The sequence below is a fragment of the Streptomyces sp. NPDC044002 genome (assembly GCF_056434525.1).
The window spans coordinates 81,527-97,131 of record NZ_JBWKEZ010000012.1 but is presented as its reverse complement, the minus strand read 5'-3'; the positions used below and the strand labels follow the sequence as shown (position 1 = coordinate 97,131).

Here is a 15,605-nt window from a genome sequence, read left to right as displayed (position 1 = left end):
TCGCGTTTCCGGCGACGCGGACGGCGCCGGTCGCGGCGCCCGCCGCGCCGGCCCGCCGGTTCAGGACCCGTACGGCCGCGCCGCGCGTCCCTCGCGCAGGGTGACGCCCCACCAGGCCAGCTGGTCGAGGAGGACCGACGCGGCCTTCGAGCTGCCGCCGTCGTCGTCGAGCAGCCGGCCCTCGTCGTCGAAGCGCTGCCAGGGGTTGTGGAAGCTCACGGTGTCGCGCACCGTCACGGCGTGCACCTCGGCGAAGACCTGCCGGAGCTGCTCGACGGCCCGCAGACCGCCCGCGACGCCGCCGTACGAGACGAAGGCCACCGGCTTGGCGCGCCACTCGGCGTAGACGTAGTCGATGGCGAGCTTCAGCGAGGCCGGGTAGCCGTGGTTGTACTCCGGGGTGATGACGACGAACGCGTCGAGGGCGTCGATCCGGGCCGCCAGGCCGGGCGTTGCGGTGGAGGTGCCGAGCGGGTCGAGGCTGAGCTTCAGCTCCTCGACGAGCGCCGGCTCCGACAGGTCGATGACGTGGATCTCCATGTCGTCGCGCTGGGCGGCCTCGGACACGAACCAGCGGGAGACCTTGTCGGCGAAACGGCCGGTGCGGACGCTGCCGACCAGGACACCGACCTTGAGGGGGCTGCCGGACATGGGGGTACCTCTTTCCGTTGCTGGGATGACGAAGGGGGGTGGGGGTGGGGGTGGGGGCAGGGCGGGGAGGGCGGCCGGCTCAGTCGGTGAGCAGGACGATCTTGCCGCGGCCGTGGCCGGTCTCCAGCTCGCGGTGCGCCTCGGCGGCCTGGGCCAGGGGGAGGGTCCGGCGGACGTGGACGCGCAGCTTCCCGCTGTCGACGAGGGCGGCCAGCTCGCCCAGCCGCTGCGCGTTGCGCCGGCTGTTCAGCCACCGCACGCCGAGCTCCTCGTGGACCCCGAAGGCGAAGATGGTGCCGACCCGGTCCTTGTCCTCCACCAGCTCCGCCGCCACCCGCAGGCCGTCGGCGCTGGCCGTGTCCAGGGCGGCGTCGACGCCCTCCGGCGCGAGGGCCCGGACGCGGTCGGCGAGGCCCTCGCCGTACGTCACCGGCACCGCGCCGAGCTCGCGCAGGTACGCGTGGTTGTCCTCCCGGCCGGTGGCGATGACCTTGGCGCCCCGCAGCACGGCCAGCTGCACCGCGATGGTGCCGACGCCGCCCGAGGCACCGTTGATCAGCACGGTCTCGCCCGCGGACACCTTCAGGTCCTCCAGGACGGTGTGCGCCGTCTGACCCGAGGCGGACAGGGAACCGGCGACCTCCCACGGAACACCGGCCGGCTTGGCGACGACCTGCTCCGCCGGCACGGTCAGGTACTCGGCGTACGTGCCCTGGAGGCGGTACCCGAGCACCTCGTCGCCCACCGCGAGGCCCGTGACGCCCTCGCCGACCTGGTCCACGACGCCGGCGAAGTCGCCGCCCGTGACGTGCGGGAACGTGATCGTGACACCGGGCGGGTTCCATCCGGTGCGCACCGCGCAGTCGGTCGGCTGCGTACCCGCCGCCTTCACCCGGACCCGGACCTCGCCGGGCCCCGCCACCGGGGTGGGCAGGTCGAGCAGTTCCAGGACCTCCGGTCCGCCGAACGCGTGGAATGCCGCAGCCTTCATCGTCAACGCTCCTCAGGGAAAGTGCTGTTCAGCCGGCCCGTCGGGGCCTTCGTGATCAACTTAGGACCTCAAGTGAACTTGAGGTCAACCCTCGTCGTGGGTGACGCGGCGGGACTTCAGGAGGATGCCCTCCGGGCCGTCGACGACGGTGTCGTGGACGACGCAGCTGCGGGTGATCTCGGGCTTGCCGCCGGGGCGGACGTTCACCACGAGCGCGTAGGCGGTGGAGGAGACGGTGCCGTCCTCCTGGAGCTCCAGCGCGATGTGGTTGAACCAGTGGCGGCGCTGCACCGGGTCGTTGTCGAACCGCTCGTGGAACGCGACGAGCTCGCGGACGATCCCCGGCCGGGTCCGGGCCGGCTCGACGCCCGGGGAATGCTGGAACTCGCCGTCCTCGGTGAAGGTGGCGGCGTACTCCTCGAACCTGCCGGAGTCGAGGTGCTGCATCTGGTGCGCGTAGAAGTGCTGGACCCGCAGGTAGAGGTCGGCCGATACGGCGGAGTGGCCGGCCGTGGTCGTGGTCGTGGTCATGCTCGTGGTCATGGTCGGGTCTCCTGGTGTCGGAGGGGGGCGGGCGGGGGTGATCAGCCGTCGGAGGCCGTCAGGACGACGGCAGAGTTGAAGCCGTGCCGGCCGCGGGCGAGGACCAGCGCGTGGCGCAGGGGCAGCTCCCGTGCCTCGCCGCGGACCAGGTCGATGCCGTACGCCTCGGGCGGGCCGGACAGGCCGTGCGTGGGCGGGATGACCCCGTCGCGCAGTGCGAGCAGTGCCGTGGCGACGTCCAGCGGGCCGCCGCCCCCGTACAGGCGCCCGGTGAGCGCCTTGGGCACGGTGACGGGGACCCCGCGCGGGCCGAACAGGGCGGTGAGGGCCCCGGCCTCGGCGGCGTCCAGGTGCGGTACGCCCGCCCCGTCGGCGAACACCACGTCGATGTCGGCCGGGCCGAGCCCGGCGTCCGCGACGGCCGCCCGTGCGGTCCGGCCCAGGGCGGGGCCGCGGTCCGAGCCGGGGGCCGGGTCGAAGCCGGCGGCGTAGCCGGTCAGTTCGCCGTAGACCTGCCGGGCGCCGCGGGCGGGGGGAGAGGTGGTCGGGGTCGACGGTCCGCCGGCGGCCGCGGTCCGACATGACGAGGTATTCGTTCTCGAGGCTGGTGGCGGCGACGGCGCTGCCGAGGCTGACGCCGATGCGGTGGGGGTCGACGCCGCCGAACGCGAGTCCGCTGTCGGCGACGGCTTCGCGGGTGCTCGCCACCGCGAACTGGGTGGAGCGGTCCATGCGGCGGATCTCGTCGGGGGTCAGCCCCTCGGCCGCGGCGTCGAAGTCGGCCTCGCCGGCGACCTGGGAGCGGAAGCCCGAGGCGTCGAAGAACGAGATCCTCCTGGTGGCGGTGCGCCCCGCGGTGAGCAGGTCCCAGAACTCCTTCCGGCCGTTGCCGCCCGGCGTCCGCACGCCGATGCCGGTGATCACTGCTCGCCTGCTCATGGCCGGCTCTCCTTCGTCTCGGGCCGCGGGCACCGATCAGGCGTGGCAGGCCGGGAGCCGGCCGTGGAAGGCGACCATGCCGGAGAACATCTCCCCGATGTCCAGGGCCGCTCCGGGCTCCGCGCCGTGGAGCTCCGCGTACGCCCGGTGGAGGTTGGGCACCAGCCGCTCGGAGTCGAGCAGCCCCGCCCATTCGCCGAGGTCGGTCTCGCGCGCTGCCTCCAGCGGCGACAGTCCGGCGGCGGCGGTGTCGCGGGCCAGGTCCTGGAGCCACCGGAAGTAGCGCTCGGCGGTGTCGAGCAGCTCCGGCCCCCCGACCGGGCCGTGCCCGGCCACGATGGTCCGCGGCCCGAGGGCCCGCATCGCCGCGACCGCTTCGAGGGAACCGGAGATCGACCCCATCAGGCAGAACGGGGTGGTCCCCGACATCAGCAGGTCCCCCGCGAACAGCACGCTCTGCCCGGGCAGCCAGGCGACCGTGTCGACGGCCGTGTGCGCGGGACCGAGCGCGATCAGCTCGACCTGCGCGGTGCCGGTGTCCAGGCGCAGCCCGTCGCGGAAGGTCAGCCCGGGGAGCTCCACCGACAGGTCGCCCCAGCACACCTCGGGCCAGAGGGTCGTCAGGTGCAGTCCCACGGTCTCCATCTCGACGCGCGTGGTCTCGTGGGCGACCACGACGGCCCGGTCCGTGAACAGGGAGTTGCCGAAGGTGTGGTCGCCGTGCGAGTGGGTGTTGACGACGAACCGGGGCGCCGGGCCGACCTCGGCGACGGCCCGCTTCAGGGCCAGGGCGCGGTCGTGCGTCGCGGCGGTGTCGATCAGCACGGGCCGGTCGTCCGAGACGATGTACCCGGCGTTGTTCAGGCACCAGCCCCCGTCGGGCTGGACGTAGGCGAACACGCCGTCCGCGATCTCGTCCAGGCGCGCCGTCATGGAACTTCTCCCCTCGCAGTCATGGCCGGTCTCGACTCGAATGTCGACATCGGAACTCATGCCCGGCCTGCGCACAACCCGCCTTGACGTCGAATTGTCAATCCGGGTGGGGGAGTTGGGGGGAGTTCGAGCGCTTCTCGACCGTCGCTGCGCATGGTCGAGGTTTGGGCTTTCGGCTCGTGGCCGGCACGGCGGCGCTCGCGGGGGCGGCCTTGACCTCAAGTGTGCTTCAGCTTGAAGCATGGGGACACTGCTCCGCACCACCCTGAAATCCGGAGGACCCGCCTTGGACACGACCACGTCCACGCCGTTCCCCGGCGCGGGCCGTCGCACGATGACGCTCTCCGCGCTCCTCCTCGCTTCCACCCTCACCGTGATGGCCGGCACCGTGCTCGCCCCCGTCGTGGCCACCATCCGCACCGACCTGGGTGTCAGCGGCACCGCCGCCGGCCTGATCCTCACCGCCCACGGCCTGTCCCTGGCGATCACCAGCCCCTTCGTCGGCTGGGCGGTCGACCGGTGGGGCCTGCGCACCCCGATGACCGCCGGGCTGGTGCTGTACGGGGTCGCGGGCGGAGCGGGCCTCTTCGCCGACTCGTACGCCGTGCTGATCGCCAGCCGGTTCGTGTTCGGCATCGGCGCGGCCGCGGTGTTCACCGGCACCACGGTGGCGCTGATGGCGCTCTTCGAGGGCCCGGAGCGCGACAGGGTCGCCGGATGGCGCTCCACCGCCATCGGGCTCGGGGGCGTGGTCTGGCCGCTGATCGCCGGCGTGCTCGCGGTCCGGTCCTGGCACGGCCCGTTCGCCATCTACCTCGTCGGCATCCCCGTCGGCATCGCCATGCTGTTCACCATGCCGCGCATCCCCGCGACCGGCGGCGCCCCGGGCGGCGGCACCATGGGCCTGTTCCGGACCACCCCCCGGCTGCTGGGCATGTACGCCCTCTCCCTGGTCTCCTCCTTCCTGCTGTACGTCCTGATCGTCTTCCTGCCGCAGCGGTTCGACCAGATCGGCGTGGAGGACCCGCTCGTCATCGCGGCGATCACGGCGGGCCTCTCGCTGGCGGGCAGCGGATCGGGCCTCTTCTACGGGCGGCTGCGTGCCGCCATGGGCTACGTGGCCCTGCTGCGCTGCGCGCTCGTCCTGTGGGGCCTGGCCTTCGTGGTGGGCGCATCGGCGGGCCACGCCGTGCCGCTCGCCCTGGCGGCCCTGCTCTTCGGCGCCGGCAGCGGGATCTCCGTACCCGCCCTGGCCATGTGGATCGGCGAGACCGCGCCCGCCGCGATGCGCGGCCGGGCCATGGCGCTCTCCGGCACGGCCAACTTCGCCGGACAGTTCGCGGCGCCGGTGGTGGTCGGCCCCCTGGTCGGCGCCACCTCCATCACCGTGGGCTTCGTCGCCGCCGCAGCCCTGTGCGCGCTGGTGCTGCTCGTGCTGCTGTTCCTGAAGCCGGGGGCGGCACGGCAGGCCGCGCCGGCCGCCCGGCCGCAGCCCCGGCAGACGGCGCCGTCCGGCAGCACGGCCGCCTGAGGCCCCTGAGGCCCTGGGGGCGCTGTCGTGCGCTGCGGACTCAAGTGCCGGGATAGCGCGGCGCCACCGGAACTTGACCGAACGTCGAGCAGAAGTCCGCAGGCTCTCCGTGACACCCGACGGGAGAGGCAGCACATGATCAACCTATTCCAGCCCCAGGCCGGCGCCGAGGCGCTCGAAGCGGTCGCCGGGGTCTTCGAGGAGCGGCGGCTCGGGCACGCACCACGGACGAAGTCCTTCGAGGCGGCCTTCGCCGAACACTTCGGCGCGCCGGGCCACGTCGCCTTCGTCAACTCGGCCACCTCGGGCCTGTTCCTCGCCGCCGGGGCGCTCGGCCTCCAGGACGGCGACGAGGTCGTCCTGCCCTCCCGGAGCTTCCTCGCCGCGGCCGACGCCGTCCTGGCCCACGGCGGCCGGCCGGTCTTCTGCGACGTGGACCCGCGCACGCTCAACCCGACCTGGGAGGACATCGAGGCCGCCGTCACCGAGCGGACCAGGGCCGTCGTCGCCCTCCACGACGGCGGCCACCCGGGCTACATCGAGCGCATCGCCGCACGCTGCCGCCGGCTCGGCATCGTCCTGATCGAGGACGCCGCCCGCTCCGTCGCCCCCTTCGGCGACCTCGCCAAGTGGGGCCTCGACGCCATGAAGGGCCTCGTCACGGACCCGGAGCAGGTCTACCGGGTCCGCCGCCCCGCCTACCGCGGCCTCGCCCAGTCCAGCGGCTTCGGGTAAGCCGGAACCGTCGCCTGCCCGCTGTGGGGGCCGCCCGCCCGGCCACCGGGGTACGCGTCAACGGCGTTAACGGCGTTAACGGTGCGGCACCGTTGACGCCGTTGACGCGTCCGCGCGCTCTGCTTCCCGCAGTGTCCGTCCGGCCGGGGCCGATGCGGCCCTTCTACCGGCATTTGACCTTTCCTTGGCCGCCTCCCGAGGCGCCGGACGGGGCCTTGTGGAACCTGACCTACTCCTGAATCCGGTGGCATTGAACGGTCGCTCGCGGCCGAAGAACCTTGTCATCAGGATCCGGTGCGCTGTTCCCGGAGCCCGGTTCAAGGATGGACGAGGAATCCGGTGCAGCACAGCGGGAGGGCAGCGCCGGTGGTTTCGACGCCCCGGTCTGATCGTTCGGGTGGGCCGCACATCTGGCCGGCGGATACCTCTCCCCGCTCTCGCCCCACTACGACTTCGACCTGGTGACCGGGCCTTCCCGGACCGCATCCGTGCGCACCGCGCTCGTCCTGGCCCGCGGCCACGGCGGCTTCAACTCCGCCGCCCTCCTGCGCGCCGTCGACTGACGGCCCGAGCCGGTTCCTTCTCCCTGCCCTGCGAAGGGATCCCCCTTGTCCGAGCACCAGCACCTCAAGGTCTCCGTCGACGCCTGACGCGTCACACCGGAGCAGCACCGTGGCCGCCGAAGCCCAGGCGCGGCGGCCGTCCGAACCCTTCCCACTCCCAAGGAGCCACGAGCATGCCGCAGCCCGGCCTGCGCGAGGTCGAGCACGAGATCACGATCTCTGCTCCGGCCGCCGCCGTCTACCGCCTGATCGCCGAGGTCACGAACTGGCCGCGGATCTTCCCGCCGACGATCCACGTCGACCACACCCCGACCGGGCCCAACGAGGAGCGCATCCGCATCTGGGCGACGGCCAACGGCGAGGCCAAGAACTGGACCTCCCGCCGCACCCTGGACCCCGAGGGCCTGCGGATCACCTTCCGCCAGGAGGTCACGGCACCGCCGATCGCCGCCATGGGCGGCACCTGGATCATCGAGCCCCTCGGTGCGGGCGAGTCCCGCGTGCGCCTGCTGCACGACTACCGGGCCGTGGACGACGACGCCGACGGCCTGGCGTGGATCGACGAGGCCGTGGACCGCAACTCGAAGTCCGAGCTGGCCGCGCTGAAGACGAACGTCGAACTGGCGCACGCCGCGGAGGAACTGACGTTCTCCTTCGAGGACACCGTGCGGATCGACGGCTCCGCGAAGGACGTCTACGACTTCGTCAACGAGGCCGACCGCTGGGAGGAGCGCCTGCCGCACGTGGCGGCGGTCCGGCTGGTGGAGGACACGCCGGGGCTGCAGGAGCTGGAGATGGACACCCGGGCCAAGGACGGCTCGCTGCACACCACCAAGTCCTACCGGGTCACCTTCCCCCACCGGAAGATCGCCTACAAGCAGACGACCCTGCCCGGGCTGATGGCCCTGCACACCGGCTATTGGACCTTCACGGAGAACGAGGACGGCGTGGCGGCGTCCTCGCAGCACACCATCACCCTCAACACCGCCAACATCGCCAGGGTCCTCGGCGAGCAGGCGACCGTCGAGGACGCCAGGGAGTACGTGCGCACCGCGGTGAGCGCGAACAGCCGCGCCACCCTCGGCCACGCCAAGGCCTACGCCGAGAACAGGGCCTGACCCCGCCGACTGCGTCCGGAGCCGGGTGGAGCTGCTGGACTCCATCCGGCGTGGCGGCGGCGTTGCCGTCGCCGCCGTTGTCGTCGTCCGAGGGCGGTCGGATCCGGCCGCGGGTGGCTGAAACCTGACGCAGATTGACCGTGTCCTGACATAACGGCGGTTGACGGGCATATTCAGCGCACAAGAGACTTTTCGTAATTTCGGACGGCAGCCGTCCCCGCTGATGAGGAGTCATCTTCCATGCGCTTCAATCTCATCGGCCCCTTCGAGATCGTCACCGACGACGGCAGGACCTACCAGCCCGGAACCCCCAAGGTCTGCCAGACGCTCGCCCTGCTGCTCACCCGCCCCGGCGAGATCGTCACGGCCGAGGCCCTCATCCGCGAGCTGTGGGGCGAGAACCCGCCGCGCAGCGCCGTCACCACGCTCCAGACGTACGTCTACCACGCCCGCCGGATGCTCACCCAGGAGCGGCTGCTCCCCGCCGACCGCTGCCTGATCGTCACCAGTCCGGCCGGCTACGCCATCCAGGTCGACGACTCCGAAGTCGACGTCCGGATCTTCGAACGGCTCGTCACCCGGGCCCGTCACGAACTCGCCGAGGACGAGCCGTCCAGGGCGCTGCGCACCGTCCGCCAGGCACTCGACCTCTGGCGCGGGCCCGCCCTGTCGAACTTCCCCGCCGGCGACGTCCTCGCCGGACACGTCGTCCACCTGGAGGAGCTGCGCATCCGGGCCTTCGAGACCCGCATCGAGGCGCAGGAGCGCCTCGGACGGCACCGCGAGTCCATCCCGGAACTGCGCAAGCTCATCAACGACTACCCGCTCCACGAGTGGTTCCACAGCCGGCTCATCGCCGCGCTCGGAGCCGCCGGCCGCCGCGCGGAAGCCCTCCAGGCCTACCAGAAGGTGCGCGGGCTGCTCGCCGACGAACTGGGTCTGGAGCCCTCCGCCGAGCTCAAGCGGCTCCAGGCGGGCCTGCTCGGAACGGCCCTCCGCAGGGAGCCGGCGCCGGCCCGCACCTGAAACGGGGCGGACGGCGCCGGCCGGGCGGGGGCCGGGGGCCTAGAAGTTGCCGAGGCCGCCGCAGACGTTGAGGGCCTGCGAGGTGATCGAGGCGGCCGTGTCGGAGGCCAGGTAGCCCACCAGCCCGGCGACCTCCTGCGGCGTGGAGTACCGGCCGAGGGGGATCTTCGCCTGGAACTTCTCCAGCACGGCCTCCTCGGTGGTGTCGTAGGCGGCGGCGTAGCCCTGGCGCACGCGCTCGGCCATCGGCGTCTCGACGTAGCCGGGGCAGACGGCGTTGACCGTGATGCCGGTCGGGGCCAGCTCGTTGCCCAGCGCCTTCGTGAAGCCCACCACGCCGTGCTTGGACGCCGAGTACGGGGCGCCCAGGACCACGCCCTGCTTCCCGGCGGTGGAGGCGATGTTGATGATCCGGCCGCGGTTCTTGGCCCGCAGGCCGCCCGCGTTCAGGGCCTCGCGGGTCACGCGGAAGACGCTGTTGAGGTTGGTCTCGATGACGTCGTTCCACAGCTCGTCGGCGATGTCCGCGGTGACCCCGCCGCCCGAACGGCCGGCGTTGTTGACCACCACGTCGATGGTGCCGAACCGCTCCACCGCCGCCTCGATCCAGGCCCGCACGTCCTCACCGCTGCGGACGTCCAGGCTCGCGCCGTCGACTTCCAGCCCCTCGGCGGCCAGCTCCTTCACGGTCCGGGCCACGTTGTCCGCGTCCCGGGCACCGATGAACACCCGGTGCCCCGAAGAGGCCAGCGTGCGGGCCACTTCCAGGCCGATGCCGCTGGTCGCTCCCGTGACGACGGCTACGCGCTTGCCCTGGCCCTGGTCCTGCTCCGGCATGTGAACTCCTCGGCGAATCTCGGATGTCGACGCACGCGGAGCTTCCGGCACCCCGATGGAGCGGGGCTCGAAACGCCCTGGGCCGCACCCCGGCGGAAGGGACCACCGGGGCTCCAGAGGCCGTCGAGCGGCTGTTCACAAGCTCGGACGGACACCCGTACGCGAGAGGCGACCATGATCAACCTGTTTCAGCCCCAGGTCGGGGCGGAGGAACTCGACGCGGTCGCCGGGGTGTTCCACGACCGCCGGCTCGGCAACGGGCGGCGCACCAGGGCCTTCGAGGAGGCCTTCGCCGAACACCTGGGGATCCCCGCCGACCACGTCGTCTTCACCAGCTCCGGCACCACCGCCCTCCACCTGGCGGTCGAGACCCTCGACCTCCGGGAGGGCGACGAGGTCGTCCTGCCCTCCATCGTCCTGCCCGCCACCGCCGAGGCCGTGGCCGGACGCGGCGGCCGCCCGGTCTTCTGCGACGTCGACCGCCGCTCGCTCAACCCGTCCCTGGAGGACATCGAGGCCGTCCTCACCGAACGCACCCGGGCGGTCCTCCTCCTCCACTACGGCGGCCGCACCGGCGACGTCGTCCGCATCGCCGCCCGCTGCCGCGAACTGGGCGTCCTCCTGATCGAGGACGGCGCCTGCTCCGTCGCCTCCAGCGTCGGCGGCGTACCCGCCGGCACCTTCGGCGACCTGGCCGTCTGGAGCTTCGACCCGGGCCGGGTCATCGTCACCGGCGACGGCGGCATGGTGTACGCCAAGGACCCCGAGCGGGCCGCGCGCACCAGGCTCCTCGCCCAGCGCGGCCTGGTCCGGGCCACCAGCTTCGGCCACGCCTCCGTGGACTCCGCGGCCGGCCGGACGCCCCCGCCCGAGTACGGCCGCGGCATCGTCGGCAACGACCTCACCGCCGCCATCGGCCAGGTACAGCTGCGCCGCCTCCCCGAGATGGTCGAACGGCGCACCCGCATCGCCGAGCGCTACGACCGGGAGCTGGCCGGCACCGAGGGACTGCTGACGCCCCCGCCGCTGCCCGAGGGCCAGGAGACCACCCACTGCCTCTACTGGGTGCAGCTCGACCCCGCCATCAAGGACAAGGTCGTCGGCGACCTCCTCGCCGAGGAGATCGACACCACCTCCCACTACGCGCCCCTCCACCGGTTCGGGCCCCAGGACACCACCGGGGAGCACGCGCCGCCCCGGCTGCCCGCCTGTGACTGGGCCGTCGACCGCACCGTACGCCTGCCCCTGCACCCCGGCCTCAGCGACGAGGACGTGGCCGCCGTCATCGGCTCCCTGCGCAGGGCCGTGCGGACACGGCTCGCCGAAGCCGGCTCAGAAGAAGGACTCACCGTGAAGGACACCCCATGAACCGACGCGTCGTCATCACCGGGATCGGCGTGGTCGCACCCGGGGGAGTGGGCGCCAAGGCGTACTGGGCCCGGCTCACCTCCGGCCGCACCGCGACCCGCGCCATCAGCCTCTTCGACGCCTCGGGCTTCCGCTCCCGGATCGCCGCCGAGGTCGACTTCGACCCGCTCGCCCACGGATTCACCCCCGAGGACGTCGCACGCCTCGACCGGGCCGCGCAGTTCGCGCTGGTCAGCGCAGACGAGGCGATCCGCGACAGCGGCCTCGACCCGGCCGCCCTCGACCCGACGCGCACGGGCGTCACCCTGGGCAGCGCGGTGGGCTGCACCACCGGCCTGGACGTCGAGTACGAGGCGGTCAGCCGGGGCGGCTCCACCTGGGAGGTCGACCACACCCTCGCCGTCCCCCACCTGTTCGACTACTTCGTCCCCAGCTCGCTGGCGGCCGAAGTCGCCTGGCGGGTCGGCGCCCAGGGACCCGTCTCCCTCGTCTCCACCGGCTGCACCTCCGGACTCGACTCCATCGGCCACGCCGTCGAGCTGATCCGCGAGGGCAGCGCCGACGTGATGGTCACCGGCGCCACCGAGGCCCCCATCTCGCCCATCACCGTGGCCTGCTTCGACGCCATCAAGGCCACCTCGCCGCGCAACGACGACCCCGGGACCGCCTCCCGGCCCTTCGACGCCACCCGCAACGGCTTCGTCCTCGGCGAAGGCTCCGCCGTCCTCGTCCTGGAAGAGCTGGAGAGCGCCCGCCGGCGCGGCGCCCACGTCTACGCCGAGATCGCCGGCTTCGCCAGCCGCGGCAACGCCTACCACATGACCGGCCTGAAGGCCGAGGGCCGCGAGATGGCCGAGGCCATCACCGTCGCCCTCGACGAGGCCCGCCTGCCCGCCACCGCCGTCGACTACGTCAACGCGCACGGCTCCGGCACCAAGCAGAACGACCGGCACGAGACGGCCGCCTTCAAGCGCAGCCTCGGACAGCACGCCTACGAGGTCCCGGTCAGCTCCATCAAGTCGATGATCGGCCACTCCCTCGGCGCCATCGGCTCCCTGGAGGTCGCCGCCAGCGCCCTGGCCATCGAGCACAACACCGTCCCGCCGACCGCGAACCTGCACACCCCCGACCCGACCTGCGACCTGGACTACATCCCGCTGACCGCCCGCGAGCACCGCACCGACACCGTGCTCAGCGTCGGCAGCGGCTTCGGCGGCTTCCAGAGCGCCATGATCCTGACCCGCCCGCGTCCGGGAGATGCCGCATGAGCGCCGCCACCGCCACCGCCACCGACACGGCCCCCGCCCCCGCCGGACCCGCCGCCCCCGCCGCACCGGTCGTCACCGGCATCGGCGTCGCCGCCCCGAACGGCCTGGGCACCGAGGCCTGGTGGGCCGCCGTCCTGCGCGGCGAGACCGGCATCCGCCCCCTCACCCGCTTCGACGCCGCGCGGTACCCGGCCAAGCTCGCCGGCGAGGTCCCCGGCTTCGACCCCGCCGAGCACCTCCCCGGCCGGCTGCTCCCGCAGACCGACCAGGTCACCCGGCTCGCCCTCACCGCCGCCGACGAGGCCCTCGCCGACGCCGGCGTGGACCCGGCACAGCTGCCGGACTTCGCCGCCGGAGTGATCACCGCCAACTCCGCCGGCGGCTACGAGTTCGGCCAGCGCGAACTCCAGGCCCTGTGGAGCAAGGGCGGCCAGTACGTCAGCGCCTACCAGTCCTTCGCCTGGTTCTACGCCGTCAACAGCGGCCAGATCTCCATCAGGAACGGCATGCGCGGACCCAACAGCGTCATCGTCAGCGAGCAGGCCGGCGGACTCGACGCGGTCGCCCAGGCCCGCCGCCAGATCCGCAAGGGCATCCGGCTGCTCGTCACCGGCGGCATGGACTCCTCGCTCTGCCCCTGGGGCTGGGCCGCCCACCTGGCCACCGGCGAGCTGACCACCGCCGAGGACCCCGCTCGCGCCTACCGGCCCTTCTCCGCCGACGCCGACGGACACGTCGTCGGCGAGGGCGGCGCCCTGCTCGTCCTGGAGGACGCCGACGCCGCCCGGGAACGCGGCGCCGAGCCCTACGGCACCGTCGCCGGGTACGCCGCCACCTTCGACCCGCCGCCCGGCTCCGGCGGCGCCCCCCGCCTCGGCGCAGCCGCCGGGCTCGCCCTGCGCGAGGCCGGACTCACCCCCGCCGACGTCGACGTGGTCTTCGCCGACGCGGCCGGACGCCGCGACGCCGACCGGGACGAGGCCCGCGCCATCGCCGGCCTCTTCGGGGAGTACGCGGTCCCCGTCACCGCCCCCAAGACCATGACGGGCCGGCTCGCCTCCGGCGGCTCCTCCCTCGACCTGGCCGCCGCCCTGCTCTCCCTGCGCGACGGGGTCATCCCGCCGACCGTCCACACCGGCCCGCCCGCCGAGGACTGCCCGATCGACCTGGTGACCGAGGTCCGCAGGCCCGAACGGCTGCGCACGGCCCTGGTCCTGGCCCGCGGCCGGGGCGGCTTCAACGCGGCCATGGTGCTCCGGGGCCGCTGAACCGCCCCCGCACGGCCCCGGCACACCCCGCCACACCCACGGCCGCCGCCGGCACGGGCACGCGTACGCGCGGACCCGGCCGGCGGCGGCCGTCGGCGCGCCCGGTTCCAGTGGCCTTCCAAGCGGCCTCAACCGGGCATGAGGACCGTGGTACGCCGGGATCAGCCCGCGATCAGGAGGACAGCGCCGTGCCGAACTTCAGATACCCGGAACCGCCCGTCGACGGGCTGCTGCGCCGGGCCGCGCTGCGCGACCCCGCCGCCTGCGCCCTCCGCACCCCCCACGGCACGCGCACCTTCGCCGAACTCGACGCCCGCGCCGACCGCTACGCCGCCTACCTGGAGCACACCCTCGGCAGGCGCGGAGCCCGCGTCGGCATCGCCAACACCCTCGACGAGGAGTTCCCCGCCGCCTACTACGGCACCCTGCGCAGCGGCAACACCGCCGTCCTCCTCAACCCGCTGGTCCGCACCGCCGGACTCCGCCACATGTGCGAGGACGCCCGCGTCGAGACCGCCTTCGTCCCCACCGCCACCGCCGAACTGCTCGTCAAGACCGCCGACCGGCTGCCCCTGCTGCGCGCCGTCGTCGTCACCGACGCCCCCGACGGGATCGTGCCCGCCGACGCCGTCCCGCTCTGCGTCGCCCTGGACTCCGCGCCACGGCCCGCACCCCGCGCCACCGAGGCCTTCGACCCCGACACCGAAGCCTGCATCCAGTTCACCACCGGCACCACGGGCCGCCCCAAGGGCGTCCGGCTGACCCACCGCAACCTCGTCGCCAACGCCGCGCAGACCGCCGCCGCCCACCACCTCGACGCCGGCGCGGTGACCCTGAACAACCTGCCCGTCTACCACCCGATGCACCTCAACTCGGCCGTTTACGCGGGCGCCCGCCAGGTGCTGTGCCCCTGCCCCCGCCCCACCGCCGCCCTCGAACTGGCCGACCGCACCGGAGCCACCCACCTCTACACGCTCCCGGCCCGCCTGCACCAGCTCGCCGCCGACGTCCGCTTCGCCGAAGGCCCCCGCGGCGACGGCCTGCCGCACCCCGTCCCCGGCCGGCCCGGCCGGCTCACCGTGGTCCTCTCCGGCGGCAGCGCCCTCGCCCCCGCCGACGCCCGGCTGCTGGCCGAACGGATCGGCGTACCCGTGCTCCAGGGCTACGGACTGGTCGAACTCTCCCCCCTCACCCACTCCCAGCGGCCCGACGGCCGCACCGGCGCCGGCACCGTCGGCGCGCCCGTGCCCGGCACCGAATGCCGCGTCGTGCACCCGGAGACCGGCGTCCCGCTCGGCCCCGGCGACACCGGCCAGGTACAGGTCCGCGGACCCCAGCTGATGGCCGGCTACCTCGGCGAGAGCGGCCCCCCGGTCGACGCCGACGGCTGGTTCTCCACCGGCGACGCGGGCCGCATCGGCCCCGACGGGGAGCTCCACCTCGCCGACCGCCTCGACGACGTCTTCTCCTACGACAGCGAACTCGTCTCGCCCACCGCCGTCGAAGCCGTCCTCGCCTCCGACGTCCGCGTCGAGGACTGCGTCGTCGTCGGCTGGCCCGACCCCGTCCACGGCGCCCTCACCTGGCTCGGCATCGTCCTCGCCGACCCGGCCGAGCCCGGACTCCTCGACGTGCTCGACTCGATCGTCGAAACCGCCAACGAACAGCTCGCCCCGCACGAGCGGATCCGCCGCGTGGAGGTCCTGGACGCCGTCCCGCGCACCCCCGCCGGCAAGCCGGAACGCCGCTCGCTGCGCCGCGCCCTGCGCCGGCGGGCGGAGGCCGAAGCCGCCGTCTGAGCCGGGCCGCCCCGCCCGAGGGGCCGTGGACGGCC

At 73.5% G+C, this 15,605-nt stretch carries 14 protein-coding genes and 2 pseudogenes; 9 read left to right on the top strand and 7 right to left on the bottom strand.

The window, feature by feature from the left end; translation table 11 throughout:
* Positions 1-60: 60 nt before the first annotated feature.
* The 6 genes and pseudogenes from AC07A6_RS12145 to AC07A6_RS12120 all read right to left on the bottom strand — a co-directional run bounded on the left by AC07A6_RS12145 (position 61) and on the right by AC07A6_RS12120 (position 4,057).
* On the bottom strand, positions 61-651 hold the full coding sequence (locus AC07A6_RS12145; protein WP_386271023.1) for an NADPH-dependent FMN reductase: 591 nt from the start codon (positions 649-651) through the stop codon (positions 61-63).
* A gap of 79 nt (positions 652-730) precedes the next feature.
* Complete coding sequence (locus AC07A6_RS12140) at positions 731-1,642, bottom strand: NADP-dependent oxidoreductase (protein ID WP_362465443.1); 912 nt, start codon at positions 1,640-1,642, stop codon at positions 731-733.
* 84 nt (positions 1,643-1,726) lie between these two features.
* Positions 1,727-2,185 carry a nuclear transport factor 2 family protein gene (locus AC07A6_RS12135; protein WP_478777062.1) on the bottom strand — a complete coding sequence of 153 codons (459 nt, stop codon included), beginning with the start codon at positions 2,183-2,185 and terminating at the stop codon, positions 1,727-1,729.
* A gap of 41 nt (positions 2,186-2,226) precedes the next feature.
* Positions 2,227-2,685 carry a beta-ketoacyl-[acyl-carrier-protein] synthase family protein gene (locus AC07A6_RS12130; protein WP_478777061.1) on the bottom strand — a complete coding sequence of 153 codons (459 nt, stop codon included), beginning with the start codon at positions 2,683-2,685 and terminating at the stop codon, positions 2,227-2,229.
* 34 nt (positions 2,686-2,719) lie between these two features.
* A pseudogene (locus AC07A6_RS12125) lies at positions 2,720-3,124 on the bottom strand (beta-ketoacyl synthase N-terminal-like domain-containing protein); the annotation flags it as partial.
* A 36-nt stretch (positions 3,125-3,160) separates the two neighbouring features.
* Positions 3,161-4,057: an MBL fold metallo-hydrolase gene (locus AC07A6_RS12120; RefSeq protein ID WP_478777039.1), complete on the bottom strand. Its 897-nt coding sequence runs from the start codon at positions 4,055-4,057 to the stop codon at positions 3,161-3,163.
* Between the two features lie 286 nt (positions 4,058-4,343).
* Here AC07A6_RS12120 and AC07A6_RS12115 point away from each other — a divergent pair, with 286 nt between their 5' ends.
* The 5 genes and pseudogenes from AC07A6_RS12115 to AC07A6_RS12095 all read left to right on the top strand — a co-directional run bounded on the left by AC07A6_RS12115 (position 4,344) and on the right by AC07A6_RS12095 (position 9,030).
* Positions 4,344-5,588: an MFS transporter gene (locus AC07A6_RS12115; protein ID WP_478777038.1), complete on the top strand. Its 1,245-nt coding sequence runs from the start codon at positions 4,344-4,346 to the stop codon at positions 5,586-5,588.
* A 135-nt stretch (positions 5,589-5,723) separates the two neighbouring features.
* Positions 5,724-6,323, top strand: a complete 600-nt coding sequence (locus AC07A6_RS12110; protein ID WP_362465458.1) for an aminotransferase class I/II-fold pyridoxal phosphate-dependent enzyme — start codon at positions 5,724-5,726, stop codon at positions 6,321-6,323.
* 437 nt (positions 6,324-6,760) lie between these two features.
* A pseudogene (locus AC07A6_RS12105) lies at positions 6,761-6,886 on the top strand (ketosynthase chain-length factor); the annotation flags it as partial.
* 173 nt (positions 6,887-7,059) lie between these two features.
* Entirely contained in the window at positions 7,060-8,004 is a 945-nt protein-coding gene (locus tag AC07A6_RS12100; RefSeq protein WP_478777037.1) for an aromatase/cyclase, read from the top strand.
* Between the two features lie 240 nt (positions 8,005-8,244).
* Positions 8,245-9,030, top strand: coding sequence for an AfsR/SARP family transcriptional regulator (locus AC07A6_RS12095; protein ID WP_362465463.1), 786 nt, complete (start codon positions 8,245-8,247; stop codon positions 9,028-9,030).
* 39 nt (positions 9,031-9,069) lie between these two features.
* Here AC07A6_RS12095 and fabG read toward each other — a convergent pair whose 3' ends face one another.
* A complete protein-coding gene (fabG, locus tag AC07A6_RS12090; protein ID WP_478777036.1) occupies positions 9,070-9,867 on the bottom strand; it encodes a 3-oxoacyl-ACP reductase FabG in 798 nt (265 codons plus the stop codon).
* A gap of 174 nt (positions 9,868-10,041) precedes the next feature.
* On the opposite strand from fabG, the gene AC07A6_RS12085 reads away from it, so the two are divergent.
* The 4 genes from AC07A6_RS12085 (at position 10,042) to AC07A6_RS12070 (ending at position 15,570) form a co-directional block, all read left to right on the top strand.
* Positions 10,042-11,235, top strand: a complete 1,194-nt coding sequence (locus AC07A6_RS12085) for a DegT/DnrJ/EryC1/StrS family aminotransferase (protein ID WP_362465469.1) — start codon at positions 10,042-10,044, stop codon at positions 11,233-11,235.
* Positions 11,232-12,503 carry a beta-ketoacyl-[acyl-carrier-protein] synthase family protein gene (locus AC07A6_RS12080; protein WP_362465472.1) on the top strand — a complete coding sequence of 424 codons (1,272 nt, stop codon included), beginning with the start codon at positions 11,232-11,234 and terminating at the stop codon, positions 12,501-12,503. Before AC07A6_RS12085 ends, AC07A6_RS12080 begins: the two co-directional genes overlap by 4 nt.
* A complete protein-coding gene (locus tag AC07A6_RS12075) occupies positions 12,500-13,771 on the top strand; it encodes a ketosynthase chain-length factor (RefSeq protein ID WP_478777035.1) in 1,272 nt (423 codons plus the stop codon). Before AC07A6_RS12080 ends, AC07A6_RS12075 begins: the two co-directional genes overlap by 4 nt.
* Before the next feature lie 188 nt (positions 13,772-13,959).
* On the top strand, positions 13,960-15,570 hold the full coding sequence (locus tag AC07A6_RS12070; RefSeq protein WP_478777034.1) for a class I adenylate-forming enzyme family protein: 1,611 nt from the start codon (positions 13,960-13,962) through the stop codon (positions 15,568-15,570).
* Positions 15,571-15,605 lie beyond the last annotated feature (35 nt).

Coding starts and splice junctions, on each gene's coding strand:
- AC07A6_RS12145 (WP_386271023.1), bottom strand. CDS start 651: ATGTCCGGCAGCCCCCTCAAGGTCGGTGTCCTGGTCGGCAGCGTCCGC.
- AC07A6_RS12140 (WP_362465443.1), bottom strand. CDS start 1,642: ATGAAGGCTGCGGCATTCCACGCGTTCGGCGGACCGGAGGTCCTGGAA.
- AC07A6_RS12135 (WP_478777062.1), bottom strand. CDS start 2,185: ATGACCACGAGCATGACCACGACCACGACCACGGCCGGCCACTCCGCC.
- AC07A6_RS12120 (WP_478777039.1), bottom strand. CDS start 4,057: ATGACGGCGCGCCTGGACGAGATCGCGGACGGCGTGTTCGCCTACGTC.
- AC07A6_RS12110 (WP_362465458.1), top strand. CDS start 5,724: ATGATCAACCTATTCCAGCCCCAGGCCGGCGCCGAGGCGCTCGAAGCG.
- AC07A6_RS12100 (WP_478777037.1), top strand. CDS start 7,060: ATGCCGCAGCCCGGCCTGCGCGAGGTCGAGCACGAGATCACGATCTCT.
- AC07A6_RS12095 (WP_362465463.1), top strand. CDS start 8,245: ATGCGCTTCAATCTCATCGGCCCCTTCGAGATCGTCACCGACGACGGC.
- fabG (WP_478777036.1), bottom strand. CDS start 9,867: ATGCCGGAGCAGGACCAGGGCCAGGGCAAGCGCGTAGCCGTCGTCACG.
- AC07A6_RS12085 (WP_362465469.1), top strand. CDS start 10,042: ATGATCAACCTGTTTCAGCCCCAGGTCGGGGCGGAGGAACTCGACGCG.
- AC07A6_RS12080 (WP_362465472.1), top strand. CDS start 11,232: ATGAACCGACGCGTCGTCATCACCGGGATCGGCGTGGTCGCACCCGGG.
- AC07A6_RS12075 (WP_478777035.1), top strand. CDS start 12,500: ATGAGCGCCGCCACCGCCACCGCCACCGACACGGCCCCCGCCCCCGCC.